Below are 15859 nucleotides of genomic sequence, written 5' to 3' on the forward strand. Positions count from 1 at the left end.
TGATGACCGGACCACGGGCCGTGGACGAGGTCGTCCCGCTCGCCAGTGCCTTGATCCGTATCGACACCACGAATCTCGGCGACCCGGACGCTCCGGGCACCGAACGCGCCGCGGCCGAATTCGTCGCCGAGCAGCTGAGCGACGCCGGTTACGACCCGGATTACGTCGAGTCCGGGGCCCCGGGCCGGGGCAACGTCGTCGTGCGGCTCCCCGGCGCCGACCGCGACGCGGGCGCGCTGCTGATCCACGGCCATCTCGACGTCGTTCCGGCCGACCCGGCCGAGTGGACGGTCCATCCGTTCTCCGGCGAGGTCCGCGACGGTTACCTCTGGGGGCGCGGCGCCGTCGACATGAAAGGCATGGTCGCGATGGCGCTCGCGGTCGCGCGCCAGTTCCGCCGCGACGGCACGGTGCCCCGCCGCGACCTCGTCTTCGCGTTCCTCGCCGACGAGGAGGCCGGCGGCCGGGTCGGCTCGCAGTGGCTGGTCGAGAACCGCCATGACCTCTTCGAGGGCGTCACCGAGGCGATCGGCGAGGTCGGCGGCTACTCGGTGACGCTCGGCGGCCGGCGGGCCTACCTCGTGCAGGTCGCCGAGAAGACGTCGTTCGCGCTCAGCCTGGCCGCCCACGGCCGCGCCGCGCACGGCTCGATGCTGCACGAGGACAACCCGGTAGCCCGGCTCGCCGACGCGGTGGCCCGGCTCGACCGGCACCGGTTCCCGGTGGTGCTCACCGATCCGGTCCGCGCGTTCCTGCGTGGCGCCGCGTCCATGCTCGGTACGTCCGACGACCCGGACGTGGTCGTCGCGCGCCTCGGACCGCTCGCCCGGCTCATCGGGGCCACGCTCCGGGACACCGCGAACGTCACGATGTTGCGGGCCGGCGTGAAGTCCAACGTGGTGCCGTCGGTGGCTCGCGCCGAGGTCGACTGCCGGGTACTCCCGGGCCGCCGGGAAGCGTTCGAACGCGAGATCGTCGAGGTGCTGGGGCCGGGCATCGAGGCGACCTGGCGGCACCTCCCGGCGTGGGAGACCCCGTTCGACGGTCCGATCGTCGACGCGATGGGCGCCGCGGTGACGGCCGAGGACCCCGGCGCCCGCCTGCTGCCGTACCTGCTGCCCGCCGCCACCGACGCGAAGGCCTTCCAGCGGCTCGGCATCCGCACGTTCGGCTTCACCCCGCTGCGGCTTCCGCCCGAGCTGGATTTCTCCGCGCTGTTCCACGGCGTCGACGAGCGGGTGCCCGTCGACGCCCTGCGGTTCGGCGTCCGCGTGCTCGAACGGTTCCTAGCCGAGGCCTAGGCGTGCGTCCGCGTTCGCCAGCACGTCGGTGAACTCGGCGAGGAACGCGGCCTGGTCGACGTCGAGTACGACCTTCGTCGCCGGGGCGTCGACCAGGGGGAAGGCCGGGAGCTCCAGCTCGGCGGTACGCATCAGGCGGGCGCGGACCGCGTAGCCGTCGTCGCGCACGTTGACCGGCCCGTCGGCGGTGCGGGTGGCCCACTCCGGGTGCAGCAGGATCCCGGCGGCGAGCGGGTCGTGCGCCGAGCAGATCCGGCGGCCCCACTTCTCCTGGTAGAAGTCCAGGTAGTAGCCGAGGATCGCGGAACAGAACGACGTCACGGGGCCGGGCCGGTCGGCGAGCGCCGCGATGAACTCCTCGTCGAGGATCGCCGGCGTCGTCACGTTGACGCCGACCATCACGATCTCGCTGCGCTCGGCGGCGTACACCACCGCGGCGGCCTGCGGGTCGGCGTCCACGTTCGCGTCGACCTCGAGGATCGTGCCGGCGGGCTGGTACGGCCCCGAGCCGCCCATCACCACGATCGAGCGGTACCGGGTGAGCACCTGCGGGTCGATCGCGATCGCGTCGGCGAGGTTCGTCATCGCGCCGAGCACCAGCAGGTCGACCTCGCCGGGCCGCTCCTGCCCGATGCGCACCAGCGCGTCCGCGGCCGACTCCTCCGCCTGCGTGCTCGGGATCCGCTCGAGGCCCAGGTCGCCGAGGCCGTCGTAGCCGTGCACGTGGTGGGAGTAGCGGGGTTCCTTGCCGGAGATCGGGCCGGGCCGGCCGAGGTGGATCGGGACCCCCTCGACGCCGCACAACCCCAGCACGTGGCCGACGTTCACCGCCGAGTCCGCGGTCGAGCAGTTGCCGTGGGTGGCGGTGATCGCGACCAGGTCCACGCCACCGACCGCGGCGAGGTACACCAGCGTGAGCGCGTCGTCGATACCGGTGTCGGTGTCGACGACCACGGCGCGGCGGGACGTCATCGGGTTCCTCCTGTGGCTTCGACTGCGGTGGGTTCGGGGAGCGGATCGGGGCTCCGGCGCTTCCAGCGGGCCGACGTCAGGATCAGCGCGATCAGCGTGATCACGTACGGCGCGGCGTCGGTGGCCTGCTGCGGGAGGCCGAGGCCCTGCAGCCGGAAACCGAACGCCTCGGCCGCGCCGAACACGAGGCTGGCGGCCAGCACGAGCCCGGGACGTCCGCGGCCGAGCATCACGGCGACGACCGCGACCCAGCCGCGGCCTGCGGTCATCTGCTCGCTGAACAGCTGCACGTTGCCCAGCGCGAGCTGCGCGCCGGCCAGGCCGCAGAGCCCACCCGCGACGAGCACCGCGGCCTGCTGATATCCGTTCACGTTGACGCCGAGGCTACGGGCGGCGTCCGGGTTCTCACCGATGCCACGCAGACGCAGCCCCGCCGGGTGTCGCGCCAGGAAGACTCCGAGCGCCGGCACCAGCAGCAGGCTCAGCACGACAACCCAGCTGCTGCTCGCGAGCACGTCACCCAGGATCGGGACGCGACCCAGCCAGGTGTCGCCGAGGCGTCCGAGGCCGGCCAGGTCGGGGCTGCTGTAGGTGCCGCTGGTGCCGAGCAGCGAGCGCAGCAGGAAGCCGGTGAGGCCGACCGCGAGCAGGTTCGTCCCGATCGCGAGCACGATCGGATCGGCACGCAGCCGGATCGACCCGACGGCCAGGATCAGCGCGGTGAGCACGCCCGCGCCCACCGCCGCGGCGACGCCGAGCAGCGCGCTGCCGGTCTTCGCGCTGACCGCGACCGCGGTGAAGCAGCCGAGCAGCATCTGGCCCTCGAGGCCGATGTTGAAGACGCCGGCCCGGGCGCAGAGGGCGCCGCCGAGCGCGGCGAGCAGCACCGGCGCGAGCGCGATCAGGACCGCCGCGACGAAACCGAGCGTGAAGACGTTCACCGGGCCCCCGCCTTCGTCTTCGCGCGGTAGGCCTGCACCGCGACGATCAGCACGAACGTGATGACGACGCTCGCCTGGATGATCGCTGTCAGCTGCCGGGGGATGCCGACGTCGCGTTCCATGCCGGTGCCGCCGACCTGCAGCGCGGTGAACAGCATCGCGCCGGCGAGCAGCCCCGCCGGGCGGCCGGACGCGATCAGCGCCACGGTGACGCCGGTGAACGTGTATCCGGGCGCGACGAGCGCGCCGTCGATGAACCGGTAGGGCGGGCCGGCGACGATCATCGCGCCGGTGAGGCCGGCGATCGCGCCGCTGGCCGCCAGCGCGCCGCTGGTGCGGCGGTTCAGGTTGATGCCGACGTACTCGCCGAAACGGAGGTTCGCCCCGAGCGTGCGCAGGTCCAGGCCGGTGGCCGTGCGCGCGTCGACGATCCAGTACGCGGCGAACAGCAGCACCGCCACGACCAGGCCGAGGTTGACGTAGGCGTTCGCGGGCAGCGACGGCAGGTGCATCGCGTCGGGCAGGCGCGGGGTCTGCGGGATGCCGGTGCCCTTGTCGGTGAGCGGGTAGCGCGCCAGGTACGACGCGAAGCTCACGGCCGGGAAGCCGAGCAGCAGCGTCGAGATGATGACCGGGACGCGGCCGAAGCGGGCCAGCGGCACCGCGAGGTACGCCCAGGCCGCCGCGGCGGCGGCGCCGGCCAGCGCGGCCAGCGCGTAGCCGGCCAGGCCCGCGTCCGGCAGCGCGATCGCCACCGCGGCGGCGGTGATGCCACCGAGGACGAGTTGCCCGTCGCCTCCGAGGTTGAACTCGCCCATGCGCAGCGGGATCGCGAAGCTCACGGCCATGCCCAGGATCGGCGCGAACGCCGCCGCGAGGTAGGGCAGGTTGGTGTCGAGCAGGATGCCGCGGAACAGCGCCTCGTACCCGGTGAGCGGGTTGGTGCCCGCGCTGAGCAGCACGATCGCCCCGACCAGGAAGCTGGCGACCAACGCCGGCAGCGCGGCCCCGGTGACGGCCCGCCGACCCACTGCCGTCAGCGTGCTCATGTGTCCTCTCCCGGTGGAGTCAGCGCCGGAGCCTCGTCGGTGGCGTTGGTCATGGCCTCGCCGAGGCGTTGTTCGGAGAGGTCGGCGCGGTCGAACGCGGCCACGAAGCGGCCGTCGACCATCACGTGCACGCGGTCGGCGAGCGCGATCAGCTCGCTCAGCTCGTTGGAGACCAGCAGCACGCCGTGCCCGGCGGCCCGGTAGTCCAGCAGCTCCCGGTGGATGTACTCGATCGCGCCGATGTCGACGCCCTGGGTCGGGTTCTCGGCCACCAGCAGCGGCGCCCGGTGCTCCAGCTCCCGCGCGAGCACGACCTTCTGCGCGTTGCCGCCGGAGAGCGAGGACACCGGGGCGTCCGGCCCGGCTCCCCGCACGTCGTGCCTGCGCATGAGCTCGGCCGCGAACTCCCGGAGCCGGGCCGGTTTCAGCCACCCCTTCCGGAAGTGCCCGACGGCCAGGTTCTCGGTGATGCTCAGCGATCGGGCCGACCCGACCGCGCCCCGGTCCTCGGGGACGTAGGCCAGCCCCGCGGCCCGCCGCCGCCGCAGGTCGGCTCGACTGACGTCGGCCGAGGCGATCCGCACCGTGCCGGACGCCGACCGGAGCCCGACCACCGCCTGCACCAGCTCGCTCTGGCCGTTGCCGGCGACGCCGGCGATCCCGACGATCTCCCCCGCGCGCACGGTCAGCCGGTCGACGTGGACCGGCGCCGCACGCAGGTCGGTCACCTCGAGCACGGCCTCCCCCGGCTCGTGCGGCGCGTCGTTCGTCGCCGCCTCGATGTCCCGGCCGGTCATCAGGTGGGCGAGCTTCGCGGGGGTGGTCGCCGCGGTGGCGAGCGAGTCGACGACCGCGCCCCGGCGCAACACCGTGACCCGGTCGCTGACCTGCATGACCTCGTCGAGCTTGTGGGTGACGAGCGCGACCGCGGTGCCCCGCTCCGCCAGCCGCCGGACCGACGTGAACAGCAGCGCGGTCTCGGCCGGCGTGAGCACCGCGGTCGGCTCGTCGAGGATCAGCACGTCGGCGCCCCGGTAGAGCGCCTTCATGATCTCGACCTGCTGACGCAGCCCCATCGGCAGCGACGCGACGGTCGCGGCGGGGTCGAGCGTCGACCCGTACTCCTCGACCAGCGCGGCGACGCGTCGGCGGGCCCCGGGCCGGTCGAGGAAGCCCCGCTTCACCGGTTCCGCGCCGTAGATCACGTTGTCGGTGACCGACATGCTCTCGAACAGCTGGAAATGCTGGTGGACCATGCCGATCCCGGCGGCGATGGCGGCTTTCGGCGAGTCGAAGCCGATGTCCTCGCCGCGGGCCACGATCCGCCCTTCGTCGGGCCGCACGCTGCCGTACAGCACCGACATCAGCGTCGACTTGCCGGCGCCGTTCTCGCCGACGATCGCGTGCACCTCGCCGGCGCGCAGTTCGAGGTCGACGTCGTCATTCGCGACGACCGGGCCGAACCGCTTGGTGATCCCGGCGAGGCGCACACGAGCGTCGGTCATGCCGCGGCCGGGTCCTTCACGACCAGCTTGCCGGAGACGATCTGGTCGCGGACTTCCTTGACCTTGGTCAGCACGTCCTGGTGCTGGGCGATGACGCAGCCGGAGCTGGCCACGTCGGCCTCCAGGCCGGTCAGGCCGACGCCGTCCTCCTTGAGGCCGTACTCGGTGACGCCGCCGGGCTTGCCGTCGAAGATCGCCTTGACCGCGTTCTGGATCGCGACGTCCACACGCTTGATCGCGTTGTCGACGACGACGCCGGGCTCCTTGCCGCACTCGTTGACGTCGACGCCGAACGCGTAGAAGCCACCGGCCTTGGCGGCCTGGAAGACGCCGGTGTTACCGCCCGAGGAGGCGGCCATCACGTAGTCGACGCCCTTCTGGGCCAGCGTCTCGGCCTGGGCGTTCGCCCGCGCCGGGTCGCTGAACGGGTTGTTGCCACCGACGAAGAGCGGGGTGAACGTCGACTTCGGGTTCACCGACTTCGCGCCCTCACCGAACGGGTCGGTCCAGCGGTGGATGAAAGGCGAGTCGAGCGCGGCGACGGCGCCGAGCGCGTTCTTCTTGGTCAGCAGACCGGCCTCGACGCCGGCCAGGTACACCGCCTCGTACTCCTTGAACCGGGCGCAGGTGAGGTTCTTGGCCGGGTTCTCCGGGCACGAGTCGACCTGCAGGAACTGCTGGTCGGGGTTGTCGACCGGCGCGGTCTTCATGAGGTCGTCGAAGTTGAAGCCGATCGCGACGATCAGGTTCGGCTTCGCGTCGATCGCGGCCTGCAGGTTCTGCGAGATGCTCGTCGGGTCGGTGCTCTCGTACACCTTGACGTCGGCGTTCGCGGTCTTCGCGGCGGCCTTGGAGCCGTCGACGGAGAGCTTCAGGAACGCGTCGACGCCGACGGGGTTCGGGGTGATGACGACGATCGACTTCTTGGCGCCATCGGCGCTCGAGCCGGACTCGGCGCTGCACCCGGTAGCGGCGACCGCCACGACGGCCGCGCCCAGGGTCAGGGCCAATAACTTGGCGTGACGACGTAACCGCATTCCTGAGTTCTCCTACCAGCAGTGTGGGGTATGCTCCCGGCAGCATACGGAGTTGATCAGTGATTGAACAACTTCCACTGATCGCTAGGCTAACGCGCGTACGGTTATCCTTGGCAGGAGTGTGACCATCACCAGGCGTCCGGTGCGACCAACCGCACTTCCGGAAGTGATCGCGGCGTCGTTACGGGAGCGCATCGGGGTCGAGTGGTCCACCGGGGACCAGCTGCCGAGCGAGGCGGAACTCGCCGCCGAGTACGCGGTCAGCCGGCACACGATGCGGGCGTCGCTGCTCGCGCTGCAGCGGGCCGGGCTGGTGACGACACGCCACGGATCAGGCACGTTCGTGACGCGGTACAACTCGTCGATCCGGGCCGGGCTGCAGGAGCTGCGCTCGCTGCACGATCTCATCGCCCAGCAGGGCCACCGCCCGGGCGCGTCCTACCGGTCGCGCCGCCGGCGCGTGGTCACGACGTCCGAGGCCGAGCTGCTCGAGCGCGGCGCCGCGTCGGAGGTCTACGAGATCGAACGCGAGATCACCTCCGACGGCCGGACGGTGGCCTTCGACTACTCCGTGGTCGCCGCGGACGCGTTACCGGGCGACGCCGACCTGTCCGGCTCGCTGTTCGAGCAGTACGCGAAGGTGAACGCGCTGCCCGATCGGGCGGTGGCGCGCGTGCGTGCGGTGCTGGAGCCGTCGGTGGGATGGGGCGCGGGGCGGCATCCCGACGGTTTGTACCTGCTGCTCGACCAGGTGCAGTACCTACCGGGGGGACGCCCGCTCTCCCACTCACGCATCTACTTCCTCGACGAGGGTTTCGAGTTCCTCCTCGTCCGCAGCTGAGCCCGCTCCGCGCGCGGGGTTCAGTGGGCGAGGTTCACGTGGGCGCGGTGGTGGGCGCCCTTCTCGATGAGGTCGACGAAGCCGAGCGCGTAGTCCGCACCGGAGATCGCGCCGCCGTCGGACGGGGCCACGGACACCTCGTCGCCGACCCGGTACGCGCCCCGGCGCTCGCCGGGCGCGAAAGAGCCGAACATCCGGGCCGGGCTCACGAACACCCAGTTGAGCGTTTCGGGCGTCGCCGGGAGGTCCTCGACGACCAGGCCGGCACCGGCCAGCACCTCGGTGTGCAGCTCGGCCGGGACGTGGGTGAGGTCCTCGACGAAACGCGGGGCCCCGGGCGCCGGGCGCAGCGACGAGAAGCCTCCGACGACGTACAGCGTGGCGCCCTCGGCGTCGGCCAGGCGGGCGGCGGTGCCGGTGACGGCGCGGAAAGTGCCGGCCAGCGGGCCGCGCGGCGCGAGCGCGGCCACCACCACGTCGGCGCCTCGGACGACGGCGGCCAGCGCGGCCTCGTCGGTGGCGTCACCCTGGACGTAGGTGACACCCGGGACGGGCTCGGTAGGCGCGGAGCGGCTGAACGCGGTGACCTCGTGACCGCGCCCGGCGGCCTCCGCGACGATTGCCGATCCGGCGTAACCGGTGCCGCCGATGACGACGATGCGAGACATGATGTGCCCTTCTTCCCCACGGGGTTCGACATGGTTACCGTAAGAGACCAGGTCTCCAGCGGGAAGAAGGCACTTCGTGGTAACCACCCAGGTAGACGCGGTGATCGCGGGTGATCCGTATCACGCCGACTGCCCCACCCGGCGCATTCTGGATCGCGTCGGCGACCGGTGGACCGTCCTCGTCGTCGGTGTGCTCGGCGACGGGGACGCCCGCTTCTCCGAGCTGCGCCGCCGGATCGAGCGGATCTCGCAGAAGATGCTGACGCAGACGCTGCGCAGCCTCGAACGGGACGGGCTGGTGCGGCGCACGGTCTACCCGGAGGTGCCGGTCCGGGTCGAGTACGGCCTCACCGACGCCGGGCGCACGCTGCTGGAGCCGCTACGGGCCCTGCGCCAGTGGTCGATCGAGCACCGCGACGAGATCGCGGCCGCACAGGCGGCCTACGACCGCACCGAGTGACCCTCCGCGGCCGTCGAGGCCCGCCCCAAATGGAGCCGGCGGCGGGCCTCGGACGCCTCAGAACGCCGCGAGCACCGAGCCCGAGTACTTGTCCTCGATGAACTTCTTCACCTCGGGCGAGTGCAACAGCTTCTCCAGCTTCACGACACGCTCGTCCTTCTCGTCCCCGGCCCGGACGACGAGCAGGTTCGCGTAGGGGTTGTCGGTGCCGCTCTCCAGCGCGAGGGCGTCCTCGGCCGGGTTGAGGTCCGTCTCGATCGCGTAGTTGCCGTTGATCACCGAGACCGCGGTGTCGTCCAGGCTCCGCGGCAGCTGCGCGGCTTCCAGCGCCTTGAACGTGAGCTTCTTCGGGTTCGACGCGATGTCCCGCTCGGTCGCGTTGACGCCGACGCCGTCCTTCAGCGTGAGCAACCCGTTGGCGGCGAGCAGGTTCAGCGCCCGGCCCGAGTTCGAGGGGTCGTTCGGGATCGCGACGACGCCGCCCTCGGGGACGGCCGTGAGGTCCTTGACCTTCTTCGAGTACAGACCGAGCGGCTCGATGTGCACCGGCGTCAGCGCGGTGAACTTGTAGCCCTTGGCTTTCACTTCCTCGGCCAGGTACGGCTTGTGCTGGAAGTAGTTCGCGTCGAGTTGCTTGTCCTGCAGCGCGACGTTGGGCTGGACGTAGTCGTTGAACTCGACGATCTCGAGGTCCAGGCCTTCCTTCTCGGCGAGGTTGTCCTTGATGTACGTCAGGATCTCGCCGTGCGGAACGGGGCTGACCCCGACCTTGAGCGCGCCGTCGGACGACGTCCCGGAGTCACCGCCGCAGGCGGCGAGCCCGAAGACGAGCGTGAGGGCGACCAGGAGGCGACGCATGGGTTTCCTTATCGGTGGGAGAGACGGCGAACGATCAGATCGCCGAGCATCTGGATGAGTTGGACGAACACCACGAGCACCACGACCGTGGCGACCATGACCTCGGTCTCGAAGCGCTGGTAGCCGTAGCGGATCGCGAGGTCACCGAGGCCACCGCCGCCGACGACGCCGGCCATCGCCGAGTAGCCGACGAGCGCGACGACCGTGATCGTCAGGCCCGCGACCAGACCCGGCCGGGCCTCGCGGAGCAGCACCTTCCCGACGATCTGGCGACGGGTGGCGCCCATCGCCACGGCGGCCGCGACGACGTCGGGCGGCACGTCACGGATCGCGGACTCGACGATGCGGGCGAAGAACGGGATCGCCCCGATCGTCAGCGGCACGATCGCCGCGGACGTGCCGATCGTGGTGCCCACGATCGCGCGGGTGAACGGGATGACCGCGACCAGCAGGATGATGAACGGCAACGACCGGCCGACGTTGACGACCAGCCCGAGCACCGCGTTCACCGGCGGTGCGGTCAGCAGGCCACCGCGGTCGGTGAGCACGAGCAGCACGCCGACGAGCAGCCCGCCGACGGCGGTGAGCACCGTGGAGACGCCGACCATGTAGGCGGTCTCCTGCAGCCCGACGCCGAGGATCTCACTGAGTTCCGACCAGGTCATGCGGCCACCTCCACCAGGGCGCCGTGATCGCGGAGGTAGGCGATCAAGGGCTGGGCCGCGGACCGGTCGCCGGGCAGCGCCAGGCGCAGACGCCCCGCGCGCACCGCGGCGAGCTGCTCGACCGCGCCGCTGAGGATGCGGACGTCGGCGTCGAACCGGCGGACGAGGCCGGCGAGCAGCGCGTCGTCGGCGTGCGTGCCGCTGACCGTGACGTCGACGACCGTGGTCCCGGGCACGTCCGGTACCGGCCCGAGCGGGAACAGCCCGCGGGTGAGCTCGCTGCCGGGCGCCGTCAGCAACTCCGCCACCGGGCCCGACTCGACGAACCGCCCGTTGCGCATCACCGCGGCCGAGTGGCACGCCTGCTTCACCACCCCCATCTCGTGGGTGATCAGCAGGATCGTCAGGCCCAGCCGACGGTTGAGGTCCTGCAGCAGGCTGAGGATCGAACCGGTGGTGTCCGCGTCCAACGCCGAGGTCGCCTCGTCCGACAACAGCACTTTCGGACGTCCGGCGAGCGCACGGGCGATCCCGACGCGCTGTTTCTGGCCGCCGGAGAGCTGCGCGGGGTACGCCCCGCCCCGGTCGCCGAGCCCGACCAGGTCGAGCAGCTCGGCCACCCGTTCGGCCCGCTCCGCCCGGCCCACCCCGGTGACCTCCAGCGGGAGCGCCACGTTGCCGGCGGCGGTGCGTGACGAGAGCAGCGCGAAGTGCTGATGGATCATGCCGATGCCGTGCCGGGCCCGGCGGAGCTCGCCGACGGACAACGACGTCAGCTCCGTGCCGTCGACCGTGATCGTGCCGGCGTCGGGCCGCTCCAGCAGGTTGACGCAGCGCAGCAACGTGCTCTTGCCCGCGCCGCTGGTACCGATGACCCCGTGGATCTCTCCTTCCGCGACGGTGAGGTCCACACCGTCGACCGCGATGACGTCCCGCCTCGCCGACCGGTAGGTCTTCCGTAGGCCTTCGATCCGAATCACGAGAGCGGAGCTTAACTACTAAAACCCTACCTGTCATATCGGTTTAAGATTGATACGCTGGGGGCGCTCCGAAATCACCTCGACGTGCCGGACGCTCGGCGTTACGGTCCCCGCCGTGGACCAAGACGGATATTTCGGCGAAAGCATCGCCGCGACCTACGACGATCCCGACAGCACGGAGTTCTCCCCCGCCGTCGTCGGCACCACGGTCGACGTGCTGGCCTCGCTGGCGCAGCGCCCCGGCGCCGCTCCCGGCCGCGCGCTGGAGTTCGCCGTCGGCACCGGGCGGATCGCGCTGCCGCTGGCCGCGCGGGGCGTCGAGGTGGCCGGCATCGAGCTCTCGAACGCGATGGTCGAGCGGCTACGCGCCAAACCCGGTGCCGACGCCGTCCGGGTCACGGTCGGCGACATGACCACCACCCGCGTGGACGGCGCCTACGACCTCGTCTTCCTGGTCTTCAACACGGTCATGAACCTCACCACGCAGGAGGCCCAGGTCGCCTGTTTCCGCAACGCCGCCGCGCACCTGGCGCCCGGGGGGCGGTTCCTGATCGAGGTGATGGTGCCGGAGCTGCGGCGCCTGCCGCCGGGCCAGACGATGGTGCCGTGGCTGGACGGCGAGAACCGCTGGGCGTTCGACCGCTACGACACCGCGACGCAGGCGATGAGCTCGAACTACGTCGAGCCCGGCGAGTTCCGCTCGATCCCGTTCCGCTACGCCTGGCCGGCCGAGCTCGACCTGATGGCCCAGCTCGCCGGCCTCCACCTCGAGGCCCGTTGGGAGGACTGGCACCGTACGCCGTTCACCCACGAGAGCACGAAGCACGTCTCGGTCTGGCGCAAGCCGCCGGAACCTCAGGCCGGCACCGACTCCTTGGACTCCTCTTCCGGGCGCTGAACGTCCTCGACCGCGGTGACGGCGTCCACGGATTCCTGGGCCTTGTCCGCGAAGTACTGCTTGAACGACCAGGCGATCGCCGCCGCCCAGACCAGGTAGATCACCGCGTAGAAGCCGTAGCGCACGCCGTCGGGTGCGTCGATCCAGTCGCTCTTGAGCAGCGAGCGGGTGTTCGTCAGCACGATGATGCCGCCGACGAGCGACCCCAGCACGCGCGGCGGAACGTGGCGCACCAGCCAGGCGGCGATCGGCGCGGCGATCACGCCGCCGATGAGCAGCGCGACCACCCAGCCGAAGTCGATGTTCTCCGAGCCGATGCCGACGAAGAAGCCGATGCTCGCGGCGACCGAGATCAGGAACTCGCTGGTGTCGATCGAGCCGACGACCTTGCGGGGCTGCAGCCGGCCGCTGGCCAGGATCGCCGGCGTGCCCACCGGACCCCAGCCGCCACCGCCGGTGGCGTCGATGAAACCGGCGAAGACGCCGAGCGGCGCGAGGAACCGCTTGCGCAGCGGTAGCCCCAACCGGTCCTTGCGCAGGCCGAAGAGCGTGAACCGGACGAGCACGTAGAGCCCGAGCGCCAGCAGGATGAGCGCCATGATCGGCGCGGCGGTCGCGGTGTCGAGGCTGGAGAGGAACGTCGCGCCGGCGAACGCGCCGAACGCGCCCGGTACCCCGATCTTCAGCACCACCGGCCAGTCGACGTTGCCGAACCGCCAGTGCGAGAACCCGGAGACCAGCGTGGTGCCCACCTCGGCGAGGTGCACGGTGGCCGAGGCCGCGGCGGCGTTGGTGCCGATCGCCAGCAGGAGCGTCGTCGACGTGACGCCGTACGCCATTCCCAGGCTGCCGTCGACGAGTTGGGCACCGAGGCCGACGAGAGCCAGCAGGATCAGTTTGCGCACGGACGCCTCCGTTGTATCCCTATCGGGCACATAGGTTCGAGCAAGTCTCCGTGCCCTAGTCGACATCGTCAAGCGTGGTTCCCAGGGTGTGGGTCACGCGTTTCGTTGACACGTCGCGTTCGGCATGTGACGGTCAGCACGGTTTCACTGTCGAGACCGGAGGGTGCCCGATGCCTGATGCTCCCGAGATGACCGAATTACTCCGCGATACACCGTCCAACTGGGGCCGGTGGGGTGACGACGACGAAGTCGGCGCGCTCAACCACCTCACCGCCGCGGAGGTTCTCCGTGGCGCCGCTCACATCCGCTCCGGCTCGGTGTTCACACTCCAACGCCTGATCGGCGACCCGAAGGGCGACCCGGTGTGGCCCGGCCGCACCCCGGCCGTCCGCACCCAGGTGCTCGACGAATCGACCTGGGACAGCGACAGCGCTCCCCAGTTCCCCGGCGGCCTGCACTACGCCGACGACAAGATCAACGCGTTCCTGCAGGGCTCCACGCAGTACGACGCGCTCGGTCACGTCTGGTACGGCGGCAAGATCTGGAACGGGTACGACGCCCGCACCACGGTCGGCGGGCTCGACAAGGCCAGCGTCCAGCCGATCGCGGAGCGCGGTGTCGTCGGCCGGGGCGTCCTGCTCGACCTCGCCCGCTTCCGCGGCAAGGAGAACCTCGAGAAGGCCGAGACGTTCACCCACGAGGACCTCGAGGCCTGCGCGTCGGCTCAGGGCCACACGATCGAACCGCACGACATCCTCCTCATCCGGACGAACTTCCTGCGGCTCTTCTTCGAGCAGGGCCCGGCGTTCTACGAGGGGTTCTGCGAGCCCGGCCTGACCTACTCGCGCGAGCTCGTGCAGTGGTTCCAGGACAAGGAGATCCCGAACCTGGTCACCGACACGATCGCGAACGAGGTCACGATCGACCCGGTGTCCGGCGTCGCGCTCCCCCTGCACTGCGCGCTGATGCGTGACCTGGGCGTCACGCTCACCGAGATCTGCGACCTGGAGAAGCTCGCGGCCAGCTGCGCGGAGGACAAGCAGTACACCTTCCTCTACGTCGCCGCCCCGCTGAAGGTCGCGCGGGCGAGCGGATCGCCGGTGAATCCCGTCGCGATCAAATGAGCGCGAAACCCTGGCTCGCGCACTACGGCGAGGGCCGGCCCGCCGAACTCACCCCCGACCACGAGACGATGCTCGACCTGTTCCGCGCCTCGCTGGCCCGGGCCCCGGGCACCGAGGTGATCCGGTACTTCGACGGCGTCCTCACGCTGGCGGAGCTGGACCGCGCGTCGGACGCGCTGGCCTCGGCGCTGCTGGACCGGGGGTTCGCCGCCGGCGACCGGATCGCGCTCTACCTGCAGAACGACCCCGCGTTCGTGATCGGGCTGGTGGCGGCCTGGAAGGCCGGCGGGATCGCGGTCGCGATCAACCCGATGAACCGGCACCGCGAGCTGACGTATCTGCTCACCGACGCCGGGGCGTCCGCGCTGCTCTGCCTGGACGAGCTGTACGCCGACGTGGGGCGCGCGGTCGTCGCGTCGGGCGCCACCGACGTCCGCATCGTGATCACCGCCTCGGCGCTCGACCGGCAGCAGCGCATCGACCCGCGGCTGTTCGCCCACGTCACCAAGCCGGTCATCGAGGACGCGAGCGACCTGGAGACGCTCCTCGAGCAGTACGACGGGCGCACGCCGCCGCCGGTCGACCCCGCACCCGACGACGTCGCGATCCTGACCTACACCTCCGGCACCACGGGCGTCCCGAAAGGCGCGCTGAACACCCACCGCAACCTCGCGTTCAACGCGCAGACCTACCGCGACTGGATGGCGCTGACGCCGGCCGACCGGATCCTCGGCGTCGCGCCGCTGTTCCACATCACCGGCCTGGTCGGGCACATCGGCATCGCGCTGCTGCTGCCGGCGCCGCTGGTGCTGGCCCACCGGTTCCACCCCGGCGTCGTGCTGGACGCGATCCGCGAGCACCGGCCGACGTTCACGGTCGCGGCGATCACCGTGTTCATCAGCCTCGCCGACCAGCCCGACGCCACCTCCGACGACTTCGCGTCGCTGACGATCGTGTACTCGGGCGGCGCGCCGATCGCCCCGGCCGTACGAGACCGGATCGCGGCCGCGACCGGACTGAACATCCACAACATCTACGGGCTCACCGAGACGAACTCGCCGTCGCACGGCGTGCCCTACGGAGCGCGGGCGCCGGTCGACCCCACGTCCGGCGCGCTCTCGATCGGCGTTCCGGTGTTCAACACCGACGTGCGTGTGCTGGGCGAGGACGGCGCGGAGGTCCCGGTCGGCGAGGTCGGGGAGTTCGCGATCCGCGGGCCCCAGGTGGTGCCGGGGTACTGGAACAAGCCCGACGCCACCGCCGAGTCGATCCCCGGCGGCGAGCTGCGCACCGGCGACGTCGGCTTCATGGACTCCGACGGCTGGTTCTACCTGGTCGACCGCAAGAAGGACATGATCAACGCGGCCGGGTACAAGGTCTGGCCGCGCGAGGTCGAGGACGTGCTCTACACGCACCCGGCGGTCCGCGAAGCCGCCGTCGTCGGCGTGCCCGACGAGTACCGCGGCGAGACCGTCAAAGCGTTCGTGTCCCTGCGGCCCGGCGCCTCGGCAACGCCCGACGAGTTGGTGGAGTTCTGTCGCGCCACCATGGCGGCCTACAAATACCCCCGCATCGTGGAGTTCGTCGACGAGCTCCCCAAAACCACCACCGGCAAAATCCTCCGGCGCGAACTCCGACCTCCCCGATAGGAATAC

The 15859-nt window shown here is 71.1% G+C and carries 16 protein-coding genes; 6 read left to right on the forward strand and 10 right to left on the reverse strand.

Annotated elements, in window-relative coordinates; all coding sequences use genetic code 11:
• The first annotated feature begins 2 nt into the window (after positions 1-2).
• Positions 3-1301 (forward strand): M20/M25/M40 family metallo-hydrolase, encoded by a 1299-nt coding sequence (locus tag CRYAR_RS29390; protein WP_035867816.1) that lies wholly within the window; start codon positions 3-5, stop codon positions 1299-1301.
• On the opposite strand, the gene CRYAR_RS29395 is transcribed toward CRYAR_RS29390, so the two are convergent.
• The 5 genes from CRYAR_RS29395 to CRYAR_RS29415 are packed head-to-tail and all read right to left on the reverse strand — an operon-like array spanning position 1287 to position 6805.
• On the reverse strand, positions 1287-2273 hold the full coding sequence (locus tag CRYAR_RS29395; RefSeq protein WP_035856581.1) for a nucleoside hydrolase: 987 nt from the start codon (positions 2271-2273) through the stop codon (positions 1287-1289). The two genes, CRYAR_RS29390 and CRYAR_RS29395, sit on opposite strands and share 15 nt — an antisense overlap.
• On the reverse strand, positions 2270-3214 hold the full coding sequence (locus CRYAR_RS29400; protein ID WP_035856582.1) for an ABC transporter permease: 945 nt from the start codon (positions 3212-3214) through the stop codon (positions 2270-2272). Before CRYAR_RS29400 ends, CRYAR_RS29395 begins: the two co-directional genes overlap by 4 nt.
• Positions 3211-4263 (reverse strand): ABC transporter permease, encoded by a 1053-nt coding sequence (locus CRYAR_RS29405; RefSeq protein WP_084701086.1) that lies wholly within the window; start codon positions 4261-4263, stop codon positions 3211-3213. Before CRYAR_RS29405 ends, CRYAR_RS29400 begins: the two co-directional genes overlap by 4 nt.
• Entirely contained in the window at positions 4260-5768 is a 1509-nt protein-coding gene (locus tag CRYAR_RS29410) for an ABC transporter ATP-binding protein (protein ID WP_035856583.1), read from the reverse strand. The genes CRYAR_RS29405 and CRYAR_RS29410 overlap by 4 nt, the downstream gene beginning before the upstream one ends.
• The gene (locus CRYAR_RS29415; RefSeq protein WP_035856584.1) at positions 5765-6805 is read right to left on the reverse strand and encodes a BMP family ABC transporter substrate-binding protein; all 1041 of its coding nucleotides are present in this window, start codon (positions 6803-6805) and stop codon (positions 5765-5767) included. Before CRYAR_RS29415 ends, CRYAR_RS29410 begins: the two co-directional genes overlap by 4 nt.
• Before the next feature lie 142 nt (positions 6806-6947).
• On the opposite strand from CRYAR_RS29415, the gene CRYAR_RS29420 reads away from it, so the two are divergent.
• Complete coding sequence (locus tag CRYAR_RS29420; protein ID WP_157018160.1) at positions 6948-7646, forward strand: GntR family transcriptional regulator; 699 nt, start codon at positions 6948-6950, stop codon at positions 7644-7646.
• Positions 7647-7666: 20 nt separating this feature from the next.
• On the opposite strand, the gene CRYAR_RS29425 is transcribed toward CRYAR_RS29420, so the two are convergent.
• Positions 7667-8314: an NAD(P)-dependent oxidoreductase gene (locus CRYAR_RS29425; protein WP_035856586.1), complete on the reverse strand. Its 648-nt coding sequence runs from the start codon at positions 8312-8314 to the stop codon at positions 7667-7669.
• A gap of 76 nt (positions 8315-8390) precedes the next feature.
• Between CRYAR_RS29425 and CRYAR_RS29430 the strand changes: the two genes are divergently transcribed.
• Positions 8391-8774: a winged helix-turn-helix transcriptional regulator gene (locus tag CRYAR_RS29430; protein ID WP_051571099.1), complete on the forward strand. Its 384-nt coding sequence runs from the start codon at positions 8391-8393 to the stop codon at positions 8772-8774.
• A 57-nt stretch (positions 8775-8831) separates the two neighbouring features.
• On the opposite strand, the gene CRYAR_RS29435 is transcribed toward CRYAR_RS29430, so the two are convergent.
• The 3 genes from CRYAR_RS29435 to CRYAR_RS29445 are packed head-to-tail and all read right to left on the reverse strand — an operon-like array spanning position 8832 to position 11277.
• Positions 8832-9632: a MetQ/NlpA family ABC transporter substrate-binding protein gene (locus CRYAR_RS29435; RefSeq protein ID WP_035856587.1), complete on the reverse strand. Its 801-nt coding sequence runs from the start codon at positions 9630-9632 to the stop codon at positions 8832-8834.
• Positions 9633-9640: 8 nt separating this feature from the next.
• The gene (locus CRYAR_RS29440; protein ID WP_035856588.1) at positions 9641-10297 is read right to left on the reverse strand and encodes a methionine ABC transporter permease; all 657 of its coding nucleotides are present in this window, start codon (positions 10295-10297) and stop codon (positions 9641-9643) included.
• On the reverse strand, positions 10294-11277 hold the full coding sequence (locus tag CRYAR_RS29445; protein ID WP_051571100.1) for a methionine ABC transporter ATP-binding protein: 984 nt from the start codon (positions 11275-11277) through the stop codon (positions 10294-10296). The genes CRYAR_RS29440 and CRYAR_RS29445 overlap by 4 nt, the downstream gene beginning before the upstream one ends.
• A 115-nt stretch (positions 11278-11392) precedes the next feature.
• On the opposite strand from CRYAR_RS29445, the gene CRYAR_RS29450 reads away from it, so the two are divergent.
• A complete protein-coding gene (locus CRYAR_RS29450; protein WP_051571101.1) occupies positions 11393-12175 on the forward strand; it encodes a class I SAM-dependent DNA methyltransferase in 783 nt (260 codons plus the stop codon).
• Here CRYAR_RS29450 and CRYAR_RS29455 read toward each other — a convergent pair.
• Complete coding sequence (locus tag CRYAR_RS29455; protein WP_035856590.1) at positions 12133-13080, reverse strand: sulfite exporter TauE/SafE family protein; 948 nt, start codon at positions 13078-13080, stop codon at positions 12133-12135. The two genes, CRYAR_RS29450 and CRYAR_RS29455, sit on opposite strands and share 43 nt — an antisense overlap.
• A gap of 170 nt (positions 13081-13250) precedes the next feature.
• Here CRYAR_RS29455 and CRYAR_RS29460 point away from each other — a divergent pair, with 170 nt between their 5' ends.
• Complete coding sequence (locus CRYAR_RS29460) at positions 13251-14204, forward strand: cyclase family protein (protein ID WP_035856591.1); 954 nt, start codon at positions 13251-13253, stop codon at positions 14202-14204.
• Positions 14201-15853, forward strand: coding sequence for a class I adenylate-forming enzyme family protein (locus tag CRYAR_RS29465; protein ID WP_035856592.1), 1653 nt, complete (start codon positions 14201-14203; stop codon positions 15851-15853). Before CRYAR_RS29460 ends, CRYAR_RS29465 begins: the two co-directional genes overlap by 4 nt.
• Positions 15854-15859 lie beyond the last annotated feature (6 nt).

This window comes from Cryptosporangium arvum DSM 44712 (assembly GCF_000585375.1).
GTDB classification, from domain to species: domain Bacteria; phylum Actinomycetota; class Actinomycetes; order Mycobacteriales; family Cryptosporangiaceae; genus Cryptosporangium; species Cryptosporangium arvum.

Coding starts and splice junctions, on each gene's coding strand:
- CRYAR_RS29390 (WP_035867816.1), top strand. CDS start 3: ATGACCGGACCACGGGCCGTGGACGAGGTCGTCCCGCTCGCCAGTGCC.
- CRYAR_RS29395 (WP_035856581.1), bottom strand. CDS start 2,273: ATGACGTCCCGCCGCGCCGTGGTCGTCGACACCGACACCGGTATCGAC.
- CRYAR_RS29405 (WP_084701086.1), bottom strand. CDS start 4,263: ATGAGCACGCTGACGGCAGTGGGTCGGCGGGCCGTCACCGGGGCCGCG.
- CRYAR_RS29410 (WP_035856583.1), bottom strand. CDS start 5,768: ATGACCGACGCTCGTGTGCGCCTCGCCGGGATCACCAAGCGGTTCGGC.
- CRYAR_RS29415 (WP_035856584.1), bottom strand. CDS start 6,805: ATGCGGTTACGTCGTCACGCCAAGTTATTGGCCCTGACCCTGGGCGCG.
- CRYAR_RS29425 (WP_035856586.1), bottom strand. CDS start 8,314: ATGTCTCGCATCGTCGTCATCGGCGGCACCGGTTACGCCGGATCGGCA.
- CRYAR_RS29435 (WP_035856587.1), bottom strand. CDS start 9,632: ATGCGTCGCCTCCTGGTCGCCCTCACGCTCGTCTTCGGGCTCGCCGCC.
- CRYAR_RS29440 (WP_035856588.1), bottom strand. CDS start 10,297: ATGACCTGGTCGGAACTCAGTGAGATCCTCGGCGTCGGGCTGCAGGAG.
- CRYAR_RS29460 (WP_035856591.1), top strand. CDS start 13,251: ATGCCTGATGCTCCCGAGATGACCGAATTACTCCGCGATACACCGTCC.
- CRYAR_RS29465 (WP_035856592.1), top strand. CDS start 14,201: ATGAGCGCGAAACCCTGGCTCGCGCACTACGGCGAGGGCCGGCCCGCC.